This window comes from Serratia fonticola (assembly GCF_001006005.1).
In the GTDB taxonomy this organism is placed as follows: domain Bacteria; phylum Pseudomonadota; class Gammaproteobacteria; order Enterobacterales; family Enterobacteriaceae; genus Chania; species Chania fonticola.
The window spans coordinates 3,810,180-3,829,600 of sequence record NZ_CP011254.1; the positions used below are offsets into that span (position 1 = coordinate 3,810,180).

General features: G+C 55.3%; 17 protein-coding genes. 7 read left to right on the forward strand and 10 right to left on the reverse strand.

Annotated features, from left to right (window positions below; genetic code table 11):
* Positions 1-95 precede the first annotated feature (95 nt).
* The 3 genes from fghA to ptrR form a co-directional block, all read right to left on the reverse strand.
* A complete protein-coding gene (gene fghA / locus WN53_RS17005; RefSeq protein ID WP_024485754.1) occupies positions 96-938 on the reverse strand; it encodes an S-formylglutathione hydrolase in 843 nt (280 codons plus the stop codon).
* Positions 939-953: 15 nt separating this feature from the next.
* Entirely contained in the window at positions 954-2,078 is a 1,125-nt protein-coding gene (locus WN53_RS17010; protein ID WP_024485753.1) for an S-(hydroxymethyl)glutathione dehydrogenase/class III alcohol dehydrogenase, read from the reverse strand.
* 91 nt (positions 2,079-2,169) lie between these two features.
* Positions 2,170-3,072 (reverse strand): putrescine utilization regulator PtrR, encoded by a 903-nt coding sequence (gene ptrR, locus WN53_RS17015; protein WP_024485752.1) that lies wholly within the window; start codon positions 3,070-3,072, stop codon positions 2,170-2,172.
* Positions 3,073-3,177: 105 nt separating this feature from the next.
* On the opposite strand from ptrR, the gene WN53_RS17020 reads away from it, so the two are divergent.
* The 7 genes from WN53_RS17020 to mglC all read left to right on the forward strand — a co-directional run bounded on the left by WN53_RS17020 (position 3,178) and on the right by mglC (position 11,640).
* Complete coding sequence (locus WN53_RS17020) at positions 3,178-4,335, forward strand: YbfB/YjiJ family MFS transporter (RefSeq protein ID WP_024485751.1); 1,158 nt, start codon at positions 3,178-3,180, stop codon at positions 4,333-4,335.
* A 315-nt stretch (positions 4,336-4,650) separates the two neighbouring features.
* The gene (gene folE / locus WN53_RS17025) at positions 4,651-5,316 is read left to right on the forward strand and encodes a GTP cyclohydrolase I FolE (protein WP_021180574.1); all 666 of its coding nucleotides are present in this window, start codon (positions 4,651-4,653) and stop codon (positions 5,314-5,316) included.
* A 67-nt stretch (positions 5,317-5,383) separates the two neighbouring features.
* The gene (gene yeiB, locus WN53_RS17030; RefSeq protein ID WP_024485750.1) at positions 5,384-6,565 is read left to right on the forward strand and encodes a DUF418 domain-containing protein YeiB; all 1,182 of its coding nucleotides are present in this window, start codon (positions 5,384-5,386) and stop codon (positions 6,563-6,565) included.
* A gap of 129 nt (positions 6,566-6,694) precedes the next feature.
* On the forward strand, positions 6,695-7,732 hold the full coding sequence (gene galS, locus WN53_RS17035; protein ID WP_024485749.1) for an HTH-type transcriptional regulator GalS: 1,038 nt from the start codon (positions 6,695-6,697) through the stop codon (positions 7,730-7,732).
* A gap of 257 nt (positions 7,733-7,989) precedes the next feature.
* The gene (gene mglB / locus WN53_RS17040; RefSeq protein WP_021180577.1) at positions 7,990-8,982 is read left to right on the forward strand and encodes a galactose/glucose ABC transporter substrate-binding protein MglB; all 993 of its coding nucleotides are present in this window, start codon (positions 7,990-7,992) and stop codon (positions 8,980-8,982) included.
* Positions 8,983-9,109: 127 nt separating this feature from the next.
* The gene (gene mglA, locus WN53_RS17045; RefSeq protein WP_024485748.1) at positions 9,110-10,618 is read left to right on the forward strand and encodes a galactose/methyl galactoside ABC transporter ATP-binding protein MglA; all 1,509 of its coding nucleotides are present in this window, start codon (positions 9,110-9,112) and stop codon (positions 10,616-10,618) included.
* Between the two features lie 11 nt (positions 10,619-10,629).
* Positions 10,630-11,640 (forward strand): galactose/methyl galactoside ABC transporter permease MglC, encoded by a 1,011-nt coding sequence (mglC, locus tag WN53_RS17050; RefSeq protein WP_046808124.1) that lies wholly within the window; start codon positions 10,630-10,632, stop codon positions 11,638-11,640.
* A 302-nt stretch (positions 11,641-11,942) separates the two neighbouring features.
* On the opposite strand, the gene sanA is transcribed toward mglC, so the two are convergent.
* The 7 genes from sanA to WN53_RS17085 all read right to left on the reverse strand — a co-directional run bounded on the left by sanA (position 11,943) and on the right by WN53_RS17085 (position 19,408).
* On the reverse strand, positions 11,943-12,695 hold the full coding sequence (gene sanA, locus WN53_RS17055) for an outer membrane permeability protein SanA (protein WP_024485746.1): 753 nt from the start codon (positions 12,693-12,695) through the stop codon (positions 11,943-11,945).
* Between the two features lie 165 nt (positions 12,696-12,860).
* On the reverse strand, positions 12,861-14,558 hold the full coding sequence (locus WN53_RS17060) for an NAD-dependent malic enzyme (protein ID WP_024485745.1): 1,698 nt from the start codon (positions 14,556-14,558) through the stop codon (positions 12,861-12,863).
* A 156-nt stretch (positions 14,559-14,714) separates the two neighbouring features.
* Entirely contained in the window at positions 14,715-15,599 is an 885-nt protein-coding gene (gene cdd / locus WN53_RS17065) for a cytidine deaminase (protein WP_024485744.1), read from the reverse strand.
* Between the two features lie 137 nt (positions 15,600-15,736).
* Positions 15,737-16,432: a CidB/LrgB family autolysis modulator gene (locus WN53_RS17070; protein WP_021180583.1), complete on the reverse strand. Its 696-nt coding sequence runs from the start codon at positions 16,430-16,432 to the stop codon at positions 15,737-15,739.
* Entirely contained in the window at positions 16,429-16,836 is a 408-nt protein-coding gene (locus WN53_RS17075; protein ID WP_024485743.1) for a CidA/LrgA family protein, read from the reverse strand. Before WN53_RS17075 ends, WN53_RS17070 begins: the two co-directional genes overlap by 4 nt.
* Before the next feature lie 139 nt (positions 16,837-16,975).
* Complete coding sequence (locus WN53_RS17080) at positions 16,976-18,199, reverse strand: MFS transporter (RefSeq protein ID WP_024485742.1); 1,224 nt, start codon at positions 18,197-18,199, stop codon at positions 16,976-16,978.
* Between the two features lie 135 nt (positions 18,200-18,334).
* A complete protein-coding gene (locus WN53_RS17085) occupies positions 18,335-19,408 on the reverse strand; it encodes a sugar ABC transporter substrate-binding protein (RefSeq protein WP_021805054.1) in 1,074 nt (357 codons plus the stop codon).
* Positions 19,409-19,421 lie beyond the last annotated feature (13 nt).

Consider the following 19,421-nt stretch of genomic DNA (forward strand, 5'->3'; position numbering starts at 1 on the left):
CACTCCTTCATCCAAGGTGCGTCACTGCATTTTCAAACTTACTCGATCGGTCCCCTCTCCCTTGAGGGAGAGGGTTAGGGTGAGGGGGGTATCGACTATTTAAACAGATGCTCGGCATGAAAACGCAGATGATCTTCGATAAAGGTAGCGATGGTGAAGTAGCTGTGGTCGTAACCCGGCTGGATGCGCAGGGTTAGTGGCCAGTCGCGCTGGCGTGCCAACTCCGCCAGCTTGGCCGGTTGCAGCTGATCCGCCAGAAACTGATCCCCATCTCCTTGGTCAATCAACATCGGCAACTGTTCCGCCCCTCTGGCCAGCAAATGGCAACTGTCATATTGCAGCCACTGCGTTTCGTCATCCCCCAGATAGGCCGCAAAGGCTTTACGGCCCCAAGGCACCTGGCAAGGGTTGACGATCGGCGCAAAGGCCGACGCCGAACGAAAACGCTGCGGATTACGCATTGCCATCATTAACGCACCATGGCCGCCCATCGAGTGGCCCGCAATGGATTGACGATCGCTGACGCTGAAATGCTGCTTGATCAGCGCTGGCAGTTCATCGCTGATGTAGTCATACATGCGAAAGTGCTGATCCCAAGGTGCCTGAGTGGCATTGAGGTAGAACCCCGCCCCCTGGCCCAGATCGTAACCTTCGTCATTCGGCACCTCATCGCCGCGTGGGCTGGTATCTGCCATCACCAGCACCAACCCTAATTCTGCGGCAACGCGCTGGGCACCGGCCTTCAACGTGAAGTTTTCATCATTGCAGGTCAGCCCCGACAGCCAATACAGCACCGGCGGCGGGTTATCGTCGCGCGGTGGTGGCAGATAGATACTGAACGTCATGTTGCAATTCAGGCTCTGCGCCGCGTGACGGTAACGTTGTTGCCAACCACCGAACATGCGGTGCTCTTCGAGAAGTTCTAATGACATCGTCATCCTCTGCCTCCTGGCTTATTTATCGAAATGGATCACGGAACGGATCGATTTGCCTTCATGCATCAGATCGAACGCTTCGTTGATCTGCTCCAGCCCCATGGTATGAGTGATAAAGTCGTTCAGTGCGAACTCGCCGTCCAGATAACGCTGCACGATCCCCGGCAGTTGGCTGCGGCCTTTCACGCCACCAAAGGCGGAACCGCGCCAGACGCGGCCAGTCACCAGTTGGAACGGACGGGTCGCGATCTCTTCGCCGGCACCGGCAACGCCGATAATGACCGACTCACCCCAGCCCTTGTGGCAGCACTCCAGCGCTGAACGCATCACGTTGACGTTGCCGATACATTCAAAGGAGAAGTCGACCCCGCCGTCGGTCAGCTCGACGATCACGTCCTGGATAGGTTTATCGTAATCTTTTGGATTGATCAGGTCGGTCGCGCCCAGCTTGCGAGCCAGTTCGAACTTGCTGGTGTTGAGATCGATACCGATGATGCGGCTGGCACCGGCCATCTGAGCGCCGATAATCGCCGACAGCCCGATGCCGCCCAGGCCGAAGATAGCCACGGTATCGCCAGCCTTGACCTTGGCGGTGTTGATCACTGCACCCATGCCGGTGGTGACGCCACAACCAAGTAGACAAACCTCTTCCAACGGCGCTTCTTTGCTGATTTTTGCCAGTGAGATTTCTGGTACTACGGTGCGTTCAGCAAAGGTGGAGGTGCCCATGTAGTGGAAAATCGGCTTGCCGTCTTTAAAGAAGCGAGTGGTGCCGTCTGGCATCAGACCCTTGCCCTGGGTGGCACGGATGGCCTGACACAGGTTGGTTTTGCCGGATTTACAGAATTTGCACTCGCCGCATTCTGGGGTGTACAGCGGGATCACGTGGTCGCCGACGGCAACGCTGGTCACGCCTTCGCCGATCGCTTCGACTATGCCGCCGCCTTCGTGGCCCAGGATCGCCGGGAACACGCCTTCCGGATCTTTGCCTGACAGGGTATAGGCATCGGTATGGCAAACGCCGGTAGCGACGATGCGCACCAGCACTTCACCTTTCTGTGGCGGCATCAGATCGACTTCTTCAATCTTCAGCGGCTGGTTAGGTCCCCAAGCCACGGCAGCACGGGTTTTGATAAATTCCATCATGTTCTCCTAATCGTTACTTTTAGGGGGTCGAACATGTTCGACCCGAATTAATTCATTGATATCTGAATGGGCAGCACTTGCGGCGCCACTACTCTGTCAGGAGGATGGACTCAGCATCCGCCTCCGAACTTTCAGCCTGTTCTATAATCAGTTGTTTTAACACGCGGACGTTTGGCCCAAACGCATCACGCCGCCATAACAGCCAGGTAGCAGTTTCGGCAATGTCGGCAGGGAGTGAATGAACTTTGACTCGCTTGTAGCCGGGCAGCAGGTTGAGCACCGAATATGGGATCATCGCCAGCCCGGCACCGCTGGCCACGCAGGCCAGCATGGAGTGATAAGACTGGATCTCCATGATGGTGCCTGGCAATGAACCGTCACGCTTGAACCAGGACTCCAGGCGCAGGCGATAAGAGCAGCTGGCGCGGAAGGCAAACAGGGTTTCCCCTTTGACATCCTGAGCGCTGTGAATGGGCGGATGATCCAGGCAGGTGATCACCACCATGCGTTCGGGGAAAGCGACACAGCCGTTCAGTTCATCATGTTGCAACGGGCCATCTACCAAGGCGGCAGCCAAGGTTCCCGCGCGTACACGCTCGATGATTTCCCCGGAGGTGCCGGTAGCCAGCGAAAGGGAAACCTGCGGGAATCGCTGATGATAAGCTGCCAGCAAAGTAGGTAGCCGGGTGGCGGCGGTGCTTTCCATCGAGCCAAGCGCAAAGTTACCGGCCGGTTCCCCGGCATGGGTGATGCTCATGGCTTCTTCACTCAGCGCCAGAATGCGGTGGGCGTAGCAGAGAAAATTATGGCCCATCGGCGAGAGACGCAGACGCTGCTTCTCACGGATAAACAGATCGGTGCCCAGTTCCTGCTCGAGCTGGCGCAGGCGCGTGGTCAAGTTTGACGGCACGCGGTGCAGTTGCTCGGCGGCACGGGCGACGGAGCCAGTTTCGGCCACGCAGCAGAACATGCGCAGTTGGGTGAGATCCATAACCTTCTCTTTTCGTGATGAACTTGATGAGTATTATTCAGTTTTTGTGAGTGTAATACTGCGGCATGCTAGCCGCAACTTTCTTTTAACAGGTTGGATACAGCGATGGCGCTAAAAATAGCCTTGAGTGGTTTTATTGCTTTGATCGTGGCGATGGGGATTGGCCGGTTTGCCTTTACCCCGCAGGTGCCGCTGATGATTGCTGAGCACCAGTTCACTCTGACCGGGGCCGGGCTGGTAGCGGCGTTGAACTACCTGGGCTACCTGTGCGGTGCCTATGATGCGATGCGTGCCAGCCGCCATGTGGAGCGCCGCCTTTGGCTTGGCGTGTGGGGAGCGGTGGCACTGACGCTGCTGTCTGCCTTGGTATCGGGGGAGTGGTTGCACGGTGCAGTGCGCTTTGCGATTGGTTGGGCCAGCGGTTGGTCGATGGTGTTGGTGGCGGCCTGGACTAACGAGCGGTTGGCGCATTATGGCCGCCCCGCGTTGAGTGCGGCGGTATTTGCCGGGCCTGGGGCCGGGATATTCATCAGCGGCATGCTGGCGGTGGCGATCAACAGTTGGGGCTTGAGCGCTTCGCAGGCCTGGCTGGTATATGGCGCATTGGCATTAGTGTTAATTGCCGCGATCAGCATTAATTTGCCAAGGGCAGGGGAGCTGCATCGTCCCGATGTGAAGCCTGAGCCACTGGTGCTCACCCCGGCATTAAAGCGCCTGGTGTGGAGCTACAGCCTGGCGGGCTTTGGCTATATCCTGCCTGCGACCTTCCTGTCACAGATGGCGGCGGCCCGCTTCCCTGAAAGCCTGTTCGCCCAGTTTGTCTGGCCGATTTTTGGCGGTGCGGCGGTGCTGGGGATTATCATCGGGATTGCAACCCGTCATCGGCTCACCACGCAGACCCGCCTGGCGATCACGCTGTGGGTACAGGCGCTGGGCGTGCTTTGTGCCGAAGTGGTGCCGGGCGTTACCGGCCTGGCAATAGGGGCTATGCTAACCGGCGGTGGGTTCCTCAGCGTGGTACAGCTATCTATCCAGCACGGTAGGGAATTGGCTCCGAATCACGCACGTTATATGGCCGGGTTGTTGACCACGGGTTATGCCATCGGCCAGTTGGTTGGCCCGATGCTCTCGGCGGTGTCAACGGCACTGACGCATCGCCTGGAACCCGCGCTGTATGTGGCGGTACTGGGGCTGGTGATCGCCGGTGTGCTGGTGATCAATACCCCGGCGCGGGCCACGGCAAACAAGCCAACTTTATCTTGAGTAAAATACATACAAAAAATGTGGGATAGCCGCAGCCAGCCTGCTACGGGCTGGATGCGGATTTTTCATACCAGGATGAAACACAATCACTGGATAAACGTCTCACTCTCCTCTAGAGTGGGGGAAAATATTGATCGGGTTCACGTTATCTATCCGTCGTCTTTCAAGCTGCAGTTAGCTCTTTCCCTGGATTTGTAGGGGCGCTGTATACTGCGTCCTCATCACACGGGGCAAGTAACCAACAGCCAATAATAACGCTGCAATTTGAAAGACCACGGGGATATTGCCGGGGCCGCCTGCTGGAGATACATCGCCATGACATCGTTAAGTAATGAAGCTGCACTGGTGCACGCGGCGCTTGAAGCGCGCGGCCTGGAAACCCCGTTATGTGGGGAAGTGTTGGATCGCGAGACGCGCAAGCGCCGTATCAAAGAGCACATGACGGAAATCATGCAGCTGTTGAACCTCGATCTGTCCGACGACAGCCTGGCAGAAACGCCACACCGTATTGCGAAAATGTATGTCGATGAGATCTTCTCCGGTCTGGATTACGCCAACTTCCCGAAGATCACCGTCATCGAAAACAAGATGAAAGTGGACGAAATGGTAACGGTGCGTGATATTACCTTGACCAGCACCTGCGAACATCACTTTGTCACCATCGATGGTAAAGCCACCGTGGCGTATATTCCTAAAGACTCGGTGATTGGCCTGTCGAAAATCAACCGCATCGTGCAGTTCTTTGCCCGTCGCCCACAGGTACAGGAGCGGCTGACTCAGCAGATCCTGGTGGCGTTGCAAACGCTGTTAGGCACCAACAACGTGGCGGTATCGATCGATGCAGTGCATTACTGTGTTAAAGCTCGTGGTATTCGTGACGCTACCAGTGCTACCACTACCACGTCGCTGGGCGGGCTGTTCAAATCCAGCCAGAATACGCGCCAGGAGTTCCTGCGTGCGGTGCGTCACCATCACGGTTGATGGCTGAGCTGTGACGATGAAGGCGCCTGTGGGCGCCTTTTTACTGATAGAAATACAGCGGAATAACATGAACGCTAACGAAACTCCCCGGCTACCACGCATTGCTACGCTGGACTGCGTACGCGGTATCGCCATCCTTGGCATTCTGCTGCTGAATATCAGCGCATTTGGCCTGCCGAAAGTCGCCTACCTCAACCCTGCCTATCTGGGGATGCCCTCTACACGCGATGTCTGGACCTGGGCACTGTTGGATCTGTTCGCTCAGGTCAAGTTCCTTGCCATGTTCGCGCTGCTGTTTGGGGCCGGGCTGCAACTGCTGCTACGGCGGGGCAAAGTCTGGATCCGCGCCCGGTTATCCTGGTTGGTCCTGATTGGTCTCGGGCACGCCATTTTCTTATGGGATGGGGACATCCTGCTGGCCTACGGGCTGATCGGCCTGGTGTGCTGGCGGATGATCCGTGACGCACAGAATACCTTCACCCTGTTGAAAACCGGTGCGGTGCTGTATCTGATCGGCGTGGCGGTGTTGCTGCTGCTAGGGTTTATCTCTCACGGTGAGCCGGGCAGTTTCTGGCAGCCGAGCGTGGCCGAATTGCAGTATGAGAAGTTCTGGAAGCTGCAAGGCGGCCCGGAAGCCTGGCGCAGCCGTCTGGATCTGCTCTCTTCCAGCCTGATAGCCATCGGTGCGCAGTATGGCTGGCAATTGGCCGGGCTGATGCTGTTTGGTGCAGGCATGATGCGCAGCGGTTGGCTGCGTAACAGCTATTCACCGGCTTACTACCGCCGTCAGGCCGCCTGGCTGATACCGCTTTCATTGCTGATCCAGTTGCCCGGTGTGCTGTTGCAGTGGCAGCTGAATTGGGATTATCGCTGGAGTGGCTTTCTGTTGCAGGTGCCGCGTGAGTTGGGTTCGCCGCTGCAGGCCATTGGCTACCTGGCTCTGGTCTACGGTTTTTGGCCAACGCTTTCCCGCCTGCGTATCAGCCACTGGTTAACCCAGGTTGGGCGGATGGCGCTAAGTAATTACCTGCTACAAACCCTGATTTGCAGCACGCTATTCTTTCATTTTGGCCTCTATCAACAGCTCGACCGTTTGCAGCTATTGGCGGTCGTTCCCTTGGTGTGGCTGGCCAACCTGCTGTTTTCCACGCTGTGGCTGCGTTACTTCGCACAGGGCCCGATGGAATGGCTATGGCGCAAGCTCACTTCCCTTGCTGCGGGCGAAAGTCTCCGTCAGCCGACAAAATGAGATCTGGCGCAGGTAGGTTAAAAAATTGTATGTAAACGTTTTCTTTCCTGTGACGGAATTCACGCTGAGGAGGATGACAAACGGGGTAGGATAGCGCCACTGTCTACTCTGTCGACCTCGGGACGTTTCATGAATTCTGTGCATTCAACCACCATTCGCGATGTGGCGAAGCGTGCGGGTGTGTCCGTCGCTACCGTCTCGCGAGTGTTGAACAACAGTGCCCTGACCAGCAAAGAGACCCGCGAACAGGTGCTGAAGGCGGTGGCGGAACTGGGTTATCGGCCAAACGCCAACGCGCAGGCGTTGGCTACCCAGAGCAGTGAAACGCTGGGCGTGGTGGTGATGGATGTCTCCGATCCGTTCTTCGGCGCGTTAGTGAAAGCGGTAGACACGGTGGCGCAGCAAAACCACAAATATCTGCTGATCGGCAACAGTTACCATCAGGCGGACAAAGAACGCCATGCCATCGAGGTGCTGATCCGTCAACGCTGCAATGCCTTGATTGTTCATGCAAAAGCGTTAGGCGACGCGGAACTGATCGCCTTTATGGATCAGATCCCGGGCATGGTGTTAATTAACAGAATTGTAACGGGCTATGAGCACCGCTGCGTTGGCCTGAACAATGTGTTTGGCGCAGAAGTTGCCATGCGCTTGCTGCTCTCGCAGGGGCATCAGCGGATCGGTTATCTGGGTTCCGATCACCCCATCGAAGACGGCCCGCTGCGCCAGCAAGGCTATAGCCAGGCGATGGCCGCGGCCGGTTTTTCCCCACCGGATAGCTGGCGGGCCTACGGCTCACCGGATTTGCAAGGCGGTGAAGCGGCAATGGTTGAACTGCTGGGCCGCAACCTGCACCTGAGCGCGGTATTCGCCTATAACGACGCCATGGCAGCCGGTGCGATGGCGGTGCTGAAAGAAAACGGTATCACAGTGCCGCAGCATTTCTCGCTGGTGGGGTTTGATGATATCCCCATTGCCCGCTATACCAGCCCCAAGCTGACCACCATCCGTTATCCGATCGTTTCAATGGCCACCCTGGCTACGGAGCTGGCGCTGAAGGGCGCTGCCGGGCTGCTTGAACCTCAGGCTTCACACCTGTTCATGCCGACGCTGGTACGCCGCCACTCTGTCGCGCCGTGGCAAAGTGAGGCTTCGGTCACTCTCTGAACATTTAATATTGTGTAACCGTTTTCAATCTGTGAGAAAATTCACAGATTATTAACATAGTGCCGTCTATGCTCTAGTCGTTTTCCAGCGCAAAGGCTCTTGCCAGCCAAACTTTTAATCTGGCGCTGACACAGCATCACAGGAATAACAAGCAACATGGATGACAGGAATTCTTTTGAAACTGCCACGCCCAACTGTGTGCATTGTGGCTAAAGGCTTAATACCGAGTACGACCCTCTACAAACCGGAGACAGACAATGAATAAGAAGGTTTTCACCCTGGCCGCGCTGGCCGCAAGCATGATGTTTGGCGCAGCTGCGCATGCTGATACCCGCATTGGCGTCACGATTTACAAATATGACGACAACTTTATGTCGGTGGTGCGTAAGGCGATCGAGAAAGATGCCAAGGCTTCTCCGGATGTCACGCTGCTGATGAATGACTCACAGAATGACCAGTCCAAGCAGAATGACCAGATCGACGTGCTGATTGCCAAAGGCGTAAAAGCGCTGGCGATCAACCTGGTGGACCCTGCCGCTGCTCCGGTGGTGATTGACAAGGCGCGTGCCAACGATATCCCGGTGGTGTTCTACAACAAAGAACCTTCTCGCAAGGCGTTGGATAGCTACGACAAAGCCTATTACGTCGGTACCGACTCTAAAGAGTCTGGCGTGATCCAGGGCGAACTGATTGCCAAACACTGGAAAGCCAACCCTGCCTGGGATCTGAACAAAGACGGCCAGATCCAATATGTGCTGTTGAAAGGTGAGCCGGGCCACCCGGATGCAGAAGCGCGTACCACCTACGTGATCAAAACGCTGAATGAAAAAGGCGACAAGACTCAGCAACTGCAGATGGACACCGCGATGTGGGATACCGCTCAGGCAAAAGACAAGATGGACGCCTGGCTGTCTGGCCCTAACGCCAACAAGATCGAAGTGGTAATCGCCAACAACGATGCGATGGCCATGGGGGCGGTTGAAGCCCTGAAAGCTCACAACAAGAGCAGCATTCCGGTCTTTGGTGTCGATGCCCTGCCAGAAGCACTGGCAATGGTGAAATCCGGGGCGATGGCCGGTACCGTGCTGAACGATGCCGACAATCAGGCAAAGGCGACCTTCGATCTGGCGAAGAACTTAGCCGCGGGCAAACCTGCCGCTGACGGCACCCAATGGAAGATCGTCGATAAAATCGTGCGTATTCCTTACGTGGGTGTAGATAAAGATAACCTGTCTCAGTTCGTGAAATAAACCGAGATAGAGAGAAATGCCCCCGCCGGTATTTAGGCGGGGGAACTTATTAGAAGAACCCGTTAATTCTCCACTGCTGCAAGCCAGCTTGGGAGAGTGCTGGTTCCAGAATTAGCCAGGACTATTTATGGCCGAAAACTCTCGTGAGTGGCTACTGGAAATGACGGATATCAGTAAGTCGTTTCCCGGCGTAAAGGCATTAGACAAAGTGAATTTACGCGTACGTCCAAACTCCATTCATGCACTAATGGGGGAGAACGGCGCCGGAAAATCCACCTTATTAAAATGCCTGTTTGGCATTTATAAAAAAGACTCCGGCAGTATTCTGTTTCAGGGGCAGGAAGTCGATTTCAAAAGTTCCAAAGAGGCGTTGGAGCAGGGCGTTTCGATGGTGCACCAGGAACTGAACCTGGTGTTGCAACGTACCGTGATGGACAACATGTGGCTGGGGCGCTACCCGACCAAAGGGCTGTTTGTCGATCAGGACAAGATGTACAAAGACACCAAGGAAATTTTCGACGAACTGGATATCGATATCGATCCCCGTGCCAAAGTCGGCACGCTGTCGGTATCCCAGATGCAGATGATCGAAATTGCCAAGGCGTTCTCCTACAACGCTAAAATTGTGATTATGGATGAGCCAACTTCTTCTCTGACCGAGAAGGAGGTGAATCATCTGTTCACCATTATCCGTAAGCTGAAAGACCGTGGCTGCGGCATCGTGTATATCTCGCACAAGATGGAGGAGATCTTCCAGCTATGCGATGAAATCACCATTCTGCGCGACGGCCAATGGATCGCCACCCAGCCGCTGGAAGGGCTGGATATGGACAAGATTATCTCGATGATGGTTGGGCGTTCGCTGAGCCAGCGTTTCCCCGATCGTCAGAATACGCCGGGAGAGGTGATTTTAGAGGTGAAAGGCCTGACCTCTTTGCGCCAGCCTTCGATCCGCGATATCTCTTTCGATCTGCATCAGGGGGAGATCCTGGGCATTGCCGGGCTGGTGGGCGCCAAGCGCACCGACATTGTGGAAACCCTGTTTGGCATCCGCGAGAAGGTGGCCGGCACCATCAAGCTGCACGGTAAAAATATCAACAATAACAGTGCTAACGAAGCCATCAACCACGGTTTTGCCCTGGTGACGGAAGAGCGTCGTTCCACCGGTATTTATGCTTACCTGAATATTGGCTTTAACTCGTTGATTGCCAATATTCGGCAATACAAAAACAAGATGGGCCTGCTGGATAATAACCGGATGAAAAGCGACACCCAATGGGTGATCGATGCCATGCGGGTGAAAACGCCGGGCCACCATACCAATATCGGTTCGCTTTCCGGCGGTAATCAGCAAAAGGTGATCATTGGTCGCTGGCTGCTGACACAGCCGGAAATCCTGATGATGGATGAGCCAACGCGCGGTATCGACGTGGGGGCCAAGTTTGAAATTTACCAGTTAATGACCGAATTGGCGAAGAAGGGCAAGGGGATCATTATAATCTCTTCCGAAATGCCGGAGCTTTTGGGAATTACCGACAGAATATTGGTGATGAGTAATGGTCAGGTTGCGGGCATTGTGAATACCAAACAGACCTCGCAAAATGAAATATTGCGGCTAGCCTCCTTGCATCTTTAAGGATCGTAATTATGAGCGCACTAAATAAAAAAACCTTGTTCACCTATTTTAAAGAGGGTGGCATTTATCTGGTCCTGTTGGTGTTACTGGCGATTATTATTATCCAGGACCCAACCTTTTTAAGCCTGATGAACCTGAGTAATATCCTGACCCAATCCTCGGTGCGTATTATCATTGCGCTGGGCGTGGCCGGGCTGATCGTCACGCAGGGGACAGACCTTTCCGCCGGGCGTCAGGTAGGGTTGGCAGCGGTGATTGCCGCGACCCTGCTGCAATCGATGGATAACGTCAACAAAGTGTTCCCGCAGATGGAAACCTGGTCGATCCCGCTGGTGATCTTGCTGGTTTGCGCCGTGGGCGCGGTGATTGGCCTGGTCAACGGCTTGATTATCGCCTATCTCAACGTGACGCCGTTTATCACCACGTTGGGCACCATGATCATCGTTTATGGGATCAACTCCCTGTATTACGATTACGTGGGGGCTTCACCGGTGGCCGGTTTCGATCCGAAATTCTCCACCTTTGCCCAAGGATTCTTGCGATTCGGTGACTTCAAGCTGTCATATATCACCTTCTACGCCATTATTGCGATCGCCTTTGTCTGGGTGCTGTGGAATAAAACCCGCTTCGGCAAGAATATCTTCGCCATCGGCGGCAACCCGGAAGCGGCGAAAGTCTCTGGCGTCAACGTCCCGCTGAACCTGATCATGATTTATGCGCTGTCCGGGGTGTTCTATGCCTTTGGCGGTTTACTGGAGGCGGGCCGTATCGGTAGTGCCACCAACAACCTCGGCTTTATGTATGAACTGGATGCCATCGCGGCCTGTGTGGTCGGCGGGGTGTCGTTCGCCGGTGGGGTAGGTACGGTGCTGGGCGTGGTGACCGGGGTGATCATCTTTACCGTCATCAACTACGGCCTGACCTATATCGGCGTGAACCCTTACTGGCAGTACATTATCAAGGGTAGCATTATCATCTTCGCGGTAGCGTTGGACTCCCTGAAGTACGCCAAGAAAAAATAAGTCTGTTTTGCGCTTTACGATAACGGCCAGCATCTGCTGGCCGTTTTGCTTTTGCTATGTAACACGGCAGATATGCCATCTTAGTGTTATTCCAGTCGTCGCTGTTCCCCCTCACCCCAACCCTCTCCCCAAAAAGGAGAGGGGGCAGAACGGAGCTGCGTTCAGGGACAGGAGTTTATTTGTGGCCATGACGCATTCGGTGTTGTGGTCAGACGCAGGAGTTAATCTGTGGCACGTACGGTCCCCTCGCCCTTTGGGAGAGGGTTAGGGTGAGGGGCGATCGCTGAAGCGTGAGGTCAAACTCAGCTTTTCTTCTGCTGCTGAGCCTTAACCTTTTCTGCCGCCAGCTTGTGCTCCAGCTCTACCAACTGCTCCGGCGACACAGCCGGGTAACCCGGCGCATCTTCCGGCACCTTGTGCATCGCAGATATCGGGATTAATGGGCCAAGGAAGCGGGGCTCACGCTTGAGGATATACAGATCGGTCAAGGCTCCCAGGCGGGCAAAGATCTCGCGTACGCGCACCGTCATCATGTTTTTTGGCGAAGGTACCGCATAGCATTGCGCCTGAATGCCCATATGCAGGGCGATAAACAGGGCGCGCTCGCAGTGGAATCGCTGGGTGATGATGATGAAGTCGTTGGTATCGAACACCTTGCGCGTACGAACGATGGAGTCGAGGGTACGGAAACCGGCGTAGTCGAGCACGATATCGCTAGGCGCAACGCCAGCGGCCAGCAGATCGCGGCGCATGGTCATCGGCTCGTTGTAGCTTTGCTGGGCATTATCGCCGCTCAGCAGCAGGTACTTCACCTTGCCGCTGTTATAGGCGTTGATCGCCCCTTGAATACGGTAGCGGTAATATTGGTTAAGCACTCCGGTACGGTAATATTTGGAGGTGCCAAGCACCACCCCCACCTGACGGTGTGGTAGCGTTTGCATTTCTTCGTAAATGTAAGGCGCGGTTTTCCAGCTTATCCAGCGATCGAGCGCGATAGCCGACAGCATCAGCACCGAAATGATGATGAACAGGCTAATTATCAGGCGTTTCCACATGTTGATGCCTTGCGCGAACGAGGGCTAAAGTAAGACTCAAGGCTACTTTACCTGCCCGGCAGACGCAAGCAATGAGCCGTTTACCGCAGCGGTTACGCTGCATTTTTCAGCATAATCTTGTCTAGGCGTGAGAACCGGGCCTGACTAACAGGCCCGGTGAGGAACTTAGAACGAGGTACGCTTGTAGATACGATACTGCGGACGCCAGAAGTTATGCTCAATGGCTTTAGACAACGCCTCTTCCGACGTCACCACGGCGACACCCTGCAACTGAGCGGCTTTACCCACTTCCATCGCGATGCATTTGGATACGCCCTGAATATCATCGATATTCGGCAGCAGTGCGCCGTGGCCGTCGGTAGCTAGAGGAGAGCAGTCGGCTAGGGCACGGCTGGCAGCCATCAGCATGGCATCGGTGACCCGTTTTGCCCCTGCAGCCAATACGCCAAGCCCAATCCCCGGGAAGATATAGGAGTTGTTGCACTGGGCAATCGGGAACAACTGGTCTTTATAGGTTACCGGTGAGAACGGGCTACCGGTGGCGACCAGTGCGGCACCGTCGGTCCAGTTGATGATATCTTCTGGCCGGGCTTCCACGCGGGAAGTTGGGTTGGACAGCGGCATCACGATCGGGCGCGGGCAATGCTGGTGCATCTCACGGATCAGCTCTTCGGTAAACAGCCCCGGCTGGCCAGAGACGCCGATCAGCACGGTCGGCTTGGCGTTGCGCACTACTTCCAGCAGGGAGATCGCATCGCTCTCCACCTGCCATTGCTGCAGACTGGCACTTTTCTGCACCAGTTTGCTCTGGAAATCGAGCAGGTTCGGCAGCTTATCCGTCAGCAGGCCAAAGCGGTCAACCATGAACACGCGGGCGCGGGCTTCTTCTTCGCTCAATCCTTCGGATTTCATCTGGGCAATGATCTGCTCGGCAATACCACAACCTGCGGAACCGGCACCCAGGAAGGCAACGGTTTGATCGCGTAGTTGGCTACCAGCAGCACGGCTGGCGGCAATCAGGCTGCCCAGCGTCACGGCGGCGGTGCCTTGGATATCGTCGTTAAAGCAGCACAGCTCATCACGATAGCGATTAAGCAGCGGTGTGGCGTTGTTCTGGGCGAAATCTTCAAACTGTAACAGCACGTTCGGCCAACGGCGTTTCACCGCCTGGATGAATTCTTCCACAAAGGCGTGATATTCATCGCCAGAAATACGCGGATGACGCCACCCCATATAGAGCGGATCGTTCAGGCGCTGCGGGTTGTTGGTACCCACGTCCAGCACCACCGGCAAGGTATAGGCCGGGCTGATGCCGCCACAGGCGGTGTACAGAGAGAGTTTACCGATTGGAATACCCATGCCCCCGATGCCCTGGTCGCCCAGGCCAAGGATGCGTTCCCCGTCGGTGACCACAATCACCTTAACGTTCTGCTTGGTGGCGTTTTGCAGCATATCGTCGATGCGATCGCGGTTCGGGTAGGAGATAAACAGCCCACGTGCGCGGCGATAGATATCAGAGAAATGCTCACAGGCTTCGCCCACGGTTGGCGTATAGATGATGGGCATCATCTCGCTCAGGTGCGAATCCAGCAGGCGATAGAACAGCGTTTCGTTGGTGTCCTGGATATTGCGCAGGTAGATGTGCTTGTCGTTATCGTTCTTGAAATCCTGATACTGACGGTAAGCGCGTTCCACCTGTTCTTCGATGGTTTCTATCGCTTCCGGCAGCAGGCCGTGCAGGTTGAAGTTACTGCGCTCTTCTTCGGAAAAGGCGCTGCCTTTGTTCAGTAACGGGAACTCCAACAGAATGGGGCCAGCGTAGGGGATGTAGAGAGGGCGTTTGCTTTCGTATTCCAGTTCCATCAGTTTTACTCTTTGCCTAGGGTAAGCTTTATTACTGCCGATCCTAAGAGATCGGCAAAATATGTACAGCATTTGTTAGTAAATAATGAGGAATTGTCGCTTGTTGCTGGTTTTTTAGACGGATTGCGGCGGAGCACGGTGGCTCCGCCTGAGGGATCAGAAGGTGACGCGTTGGACGTCTTCGCAGCCCAAGGCCGCCAGGGTGGCGCGGGTGGCATCCCACTGGGTCAGGATTGCGCCTTCCGCTTCTGCCAATACGGCACGACGGATTTTCTGGCAATCGCCACCGGAGACATTCATCAGGATCAGGGCGGCCTGCAATGGCGGCAGGCTAGGGTTGAACGCGGCATTTTCTGCATAGCGGCCAGCGTAAACCTTGCCGTCTTCGGCTTCCAGCGCTACGCCGCTATGGGCAGTGCTGTAAGGGGCATGGCTGCGGTTGGCGGCATCCAGGGCAGCTTTCGCCAGTTCATCATCCAGCGTCAGTTGGAAACCGTGATCGACCGGATCCATCAGCAACTCGCTGATTTGCAGATCTTTCGGGCCGAAGGAGTAAGGCAGGTAATCACCCAGCGTGGCGGTTGCCCGTGCAGGCAGGTGGATCTCCAACTCGGTGCCGCTGTTAAGCTCATTCATAAACTGGCGGCAGTGGCCGCAGGGTGAGTAGTTGACGGTGACCGCAACCAGTTTGGCTTCGCCACGCAACCAAGCATGCGTGACAGCGCACTGTTCCGCATGCACGGTTTGTTGCATAGGCGCACCACGGAATTCCATGTTGCCACCAAAATACCAGTTGCCGCTGACGCCACGTGCCACCGCCCCAACGTGGAAATGCGAAATCGGCGTTAACGAGCAGGCCGCCGCCAATGGCAGCAGAGCAAAGGCCAGAGCATCGTCATCCAACCCGCACTGTTGCTTGATCGCCGCAATCTGCTCGGCCTTGAACATGGCTGCGAAATCAGGTGCATCTAAATAGGGCAGCAGGGCGGATTGCAAGGCCGCAGGCAATTCGCTGTAGGCGGAGTGAAAGCGAGAATGCATAAGGAAGTCTCTCTACAAGTTAACGGGTTAACATTCTAGGCAACCGGCCCACAACAAAATGTGATTTATATCTATTTTTTAATGAAACCAGTGCAATGAAAACCATAAATGCGAGACATATCGCAAGTTTTTAGCCGTTAACCAAACAGTCGCAACAATATCGGGAACACAAACGGCGCGGTCAGGGAAGTGATAATCCCGCAGATAACCAGAGCCAGCGAACTGAATGCGCCCTGTTGGTAATCCATTTCTACGCAGCGTGCTGTACCCAACGCATGCGAGGCGGTACCCATCGCCAAACCGCGCGATGAATTGGTGTTGATCCGCAACAGGCTAAGCAGCGAATGGCCAAAAACCGCCCCCAGAATACCGACAAAAATTACGCACACCGCGCTGATGGCCGGGATGCCGCCAATCGACTCGGCTACCGCCATGGCTATCGGAGTCGTCACCGATTTGGGCAAGATCGAGGCGGCAATCTCGGGTTTGGCCCCCATCAGCAGGGCAATGGCACCGCCGCTGATCATTGCGGTCATGCTGCCAATAAAACAGACGGTGATGATGGATTTCCAACGCGCGCGGATCTGATGGATCTGCTCGTATAGCGGAAAGGCAAGGGCGACCACCGCCGGTTGCAGCAGATCGTTGAGGATTTTGCTGCCTTGAAAATAGCGTTCATACGGAATGCCGGTCAGCAACAGCAGCGGGATAATCACCGCCATCGAGACCAATAATGGGTTCAGCAACGGCATGTGGAGCTTTTGCGCCAGCTTGCGTGCCGCGTAAAACACCACCAGGGTCAGTGGTAAGGACCACCAGATATTTTGCATCATTGCTCATCCCCCGCATCTTTTGCTTTACCGAGGATGGGACGCTCGCGGTGGAAGTAATGTGAAGTATAGCCAACCACCACAAACACCAGCAGCGTACTGATCAGGCAAGACACGATTAGCGGAGCCAAATCGTCAACTATCTGGTCGTAATACTTCATGATACCGACGCCGATTGGCACGAACAGCAGCACCATATAGCGGATAAACAGATGGCAGCCAGGCTTGACCCATTTGGCCGGTAGAATTTGTGAAGAGAGCAGGGCAAACAGGATCAACATCCCGATAATGCTGCCGGGAATGGCGATCGGCAGCACCGCCGCAATGGCGTTACCGGCGAACAGGCTGAGGTAGATCAGCACGATCGCCCTGACATATTTCCAACACAGGTTAAATAGGTTGCCCATAGTGCATTCTCGTTGATGTTGATGCATTCATCATACAATTAAACTGTGAGCTACGCCACAAAACGCATCATGAATTCTCGCTATGCCTATCATGCCATTTTGGCAAGATTACGGCCCGCCTTAAGTGTAGCGGGCCAGGCTATTCCGTGTTGCTCAGGCTGGCAAGCGGCTTTTGCTGTTCCGCCAAACGATGGCCGAGGAAAAAGAACAGCAGGCTGAACAACGCAGCGGCGATCAACACCAGGAACATGACCGGCGGTGGCGCATAGCTCAGCAGGAAACCGCACATCACCGGGTTGATGGCACCTCCCAGATTACTCAGGCTCTGCACGCCGTAATAGCTGCCTTTCAGGTGAGGCGGGGCGATAAAGTCGATAAACATATATTCGACCGGAATGACGATGATTTCCCCCAGGGTGAAAATCGCCATGGCCAGCACCCATAGCCATATCGAAAGGCCTGCCAGCATAAAGCCGATCAGCCCCAGGACGAAGAACAGCGTGCCCAGCATCAGCCAGCGCAGCATGTTGTCCTGGCGCATACCGCGGCTCAGCAGATACTGCAGGGCGATGACGATGCAGGCGTTGACGATCATCACCACGCCAATCACTTTGTAAGCAAATTCGGCATCGCTAACGATGATCAGATACTGCGACAGATAGCCGGTAAATTGGCCAAACACCACCGCGCCTAACGTGCTGCCAAGGGTGAAATAAATCAGCCGCCGATCGCCGCGTAGCACCTTCAACGTCTGGCGGAAGTTGAGAACCGACGGTGGAGTGTTGCCAGTGTCTTCTATCGGTGGCGATGGATAGCTGCGCAGGCGGAAGCTCAGGGTTATCACAGTCAGTAACGCCAACCCACCGGACAGGTAGAAAGGCAGCAGTGGGCTGTAACCGGCTACCATCACACCCAACGATGAGCCGACGGCCCAGCCAACGTTCACCAGCGTATAGTTGATCGAGAACGCCTTGATACGCTGATTTACCGGCAACCAACTGGCAAAGCAGGCCTTGATGGCGATGCTGAGCACCGCATAGGCGGTATGCAAGATGGCCAGCACCAGGATAACGCCAGCGGGGTGCGTGACCCATGGGATAGCAAAAAAGCTCAGCGAAAATAGCAGGATGGCGAGCAGGATCAGCGGATTTTTATTAAAGCGATCGACCAGATAGCCGCCATAAAAGCTGCTGATGATGCCGATAGTCAGGCTGACGCCCAAGATAATGCCCACGCTTTTCGGCAGCAGGTGGAAGTGCTCGGTCAGGTAAATGGTGATAAAGGGCAGCGTGACGCCACGGCCAATGGTCAGCACCAGCGAACTTGCCAGCAATATTTTAATCAGTGGGGGGAATCCCTTCATAACCAAACCTGTTGATGCATACAGTTATTACGCCAGTGCAACTACAGTAGCTTATTTTGTGGTGCAGAGAAGGGGCGAACGGAAAAATTGTTTAAAAAAAAGAGGCTACGTCTGTAGCCCCTAGGTAAAACAGCATTATTTACCGGATTTGGCCTGCAGGGTGGCAAACCAGGGTTGGATGAAGTCCTCGCTGCTGCCCCAGCCTGGAATAATTTTACCCAGCGAGGCTACGTTGATTGGACCGGTCTGGCTGACCAGCAAGGCCTGCGGGATGGCGGCGGCTTTAAACTGATAGGTGGCAGGCGTTGGCTCGCCCGCCAGCTTGTTGGCAATCAGGCGCAGGTTGACGGCCCCGATCAGCTTGGTATCTACCGCGACGCTGACCTTCCACGGGCTACCAGCTTCGCGCATCAGTTGCAGATCCTGGTTGGAGATATCGATGCTGTAGAGCTTGATCTCGGTGCGGCCATTTTCTTGCAGCGCCTTATAGGCTCCCTGGCTGAAGGCATCCCAGGTGCCCCAGATGGCGTCGATTTTGCCTTTCGGGTATTTGGCCAGCACCGCACCGACTTTATTGGCGGTATCGCCCTGGACGTCGGAGGAAACCGCCCCGATCGATTCCAACTCATGAATGCCCGGATTTTGCTTGAGCAACTGCTGGTAAGCGGCCTGGCGGCGCTCCATCGGCGGGAAGCCAGCAACCCACAGCTTGATAATGTTGGCCTTGCCGTCGAAGTCTTTAATCAACTGGCCGAAGGATTCATTGGCCAGCGAGGCATCATCCTGTTGGGAAACGGTGACGCCGGGGATCTCGCCGCTAACGTCGGTATCAAAGGCCGACACCGCGATACCTGCCGCAGCGATGCGCTTAACCAGATCGGTGGAATAGGGCGCGCGGCCTTGAGAAAGAATGATGCCGTCATACTTCTGGCTGATGGCCTGGTTGACGAAGTCCTGAAAACGCGCGTCATCGCCGTTGCTCAGAAAGGTATCGACCTTGAAACCGAGCTTGCGCCCCTCCTGGATTGCTCCGGCCAAAAACTGGGTGGTGTTGTCATCGGAACCCAGGTTACGGATCACCGCCACGCGGATCTGCCCTTGATGCTGGGCAATAGCGTCAGGAACGGGGGCAAGCGTGGCTTCAGCGGCCAGCAGGGGCAGGCTGGTTAGCAGGCTGAGGGCGAGCAGTGAGGTCTTTATTGTTTTCATGATTGGCTCCGAA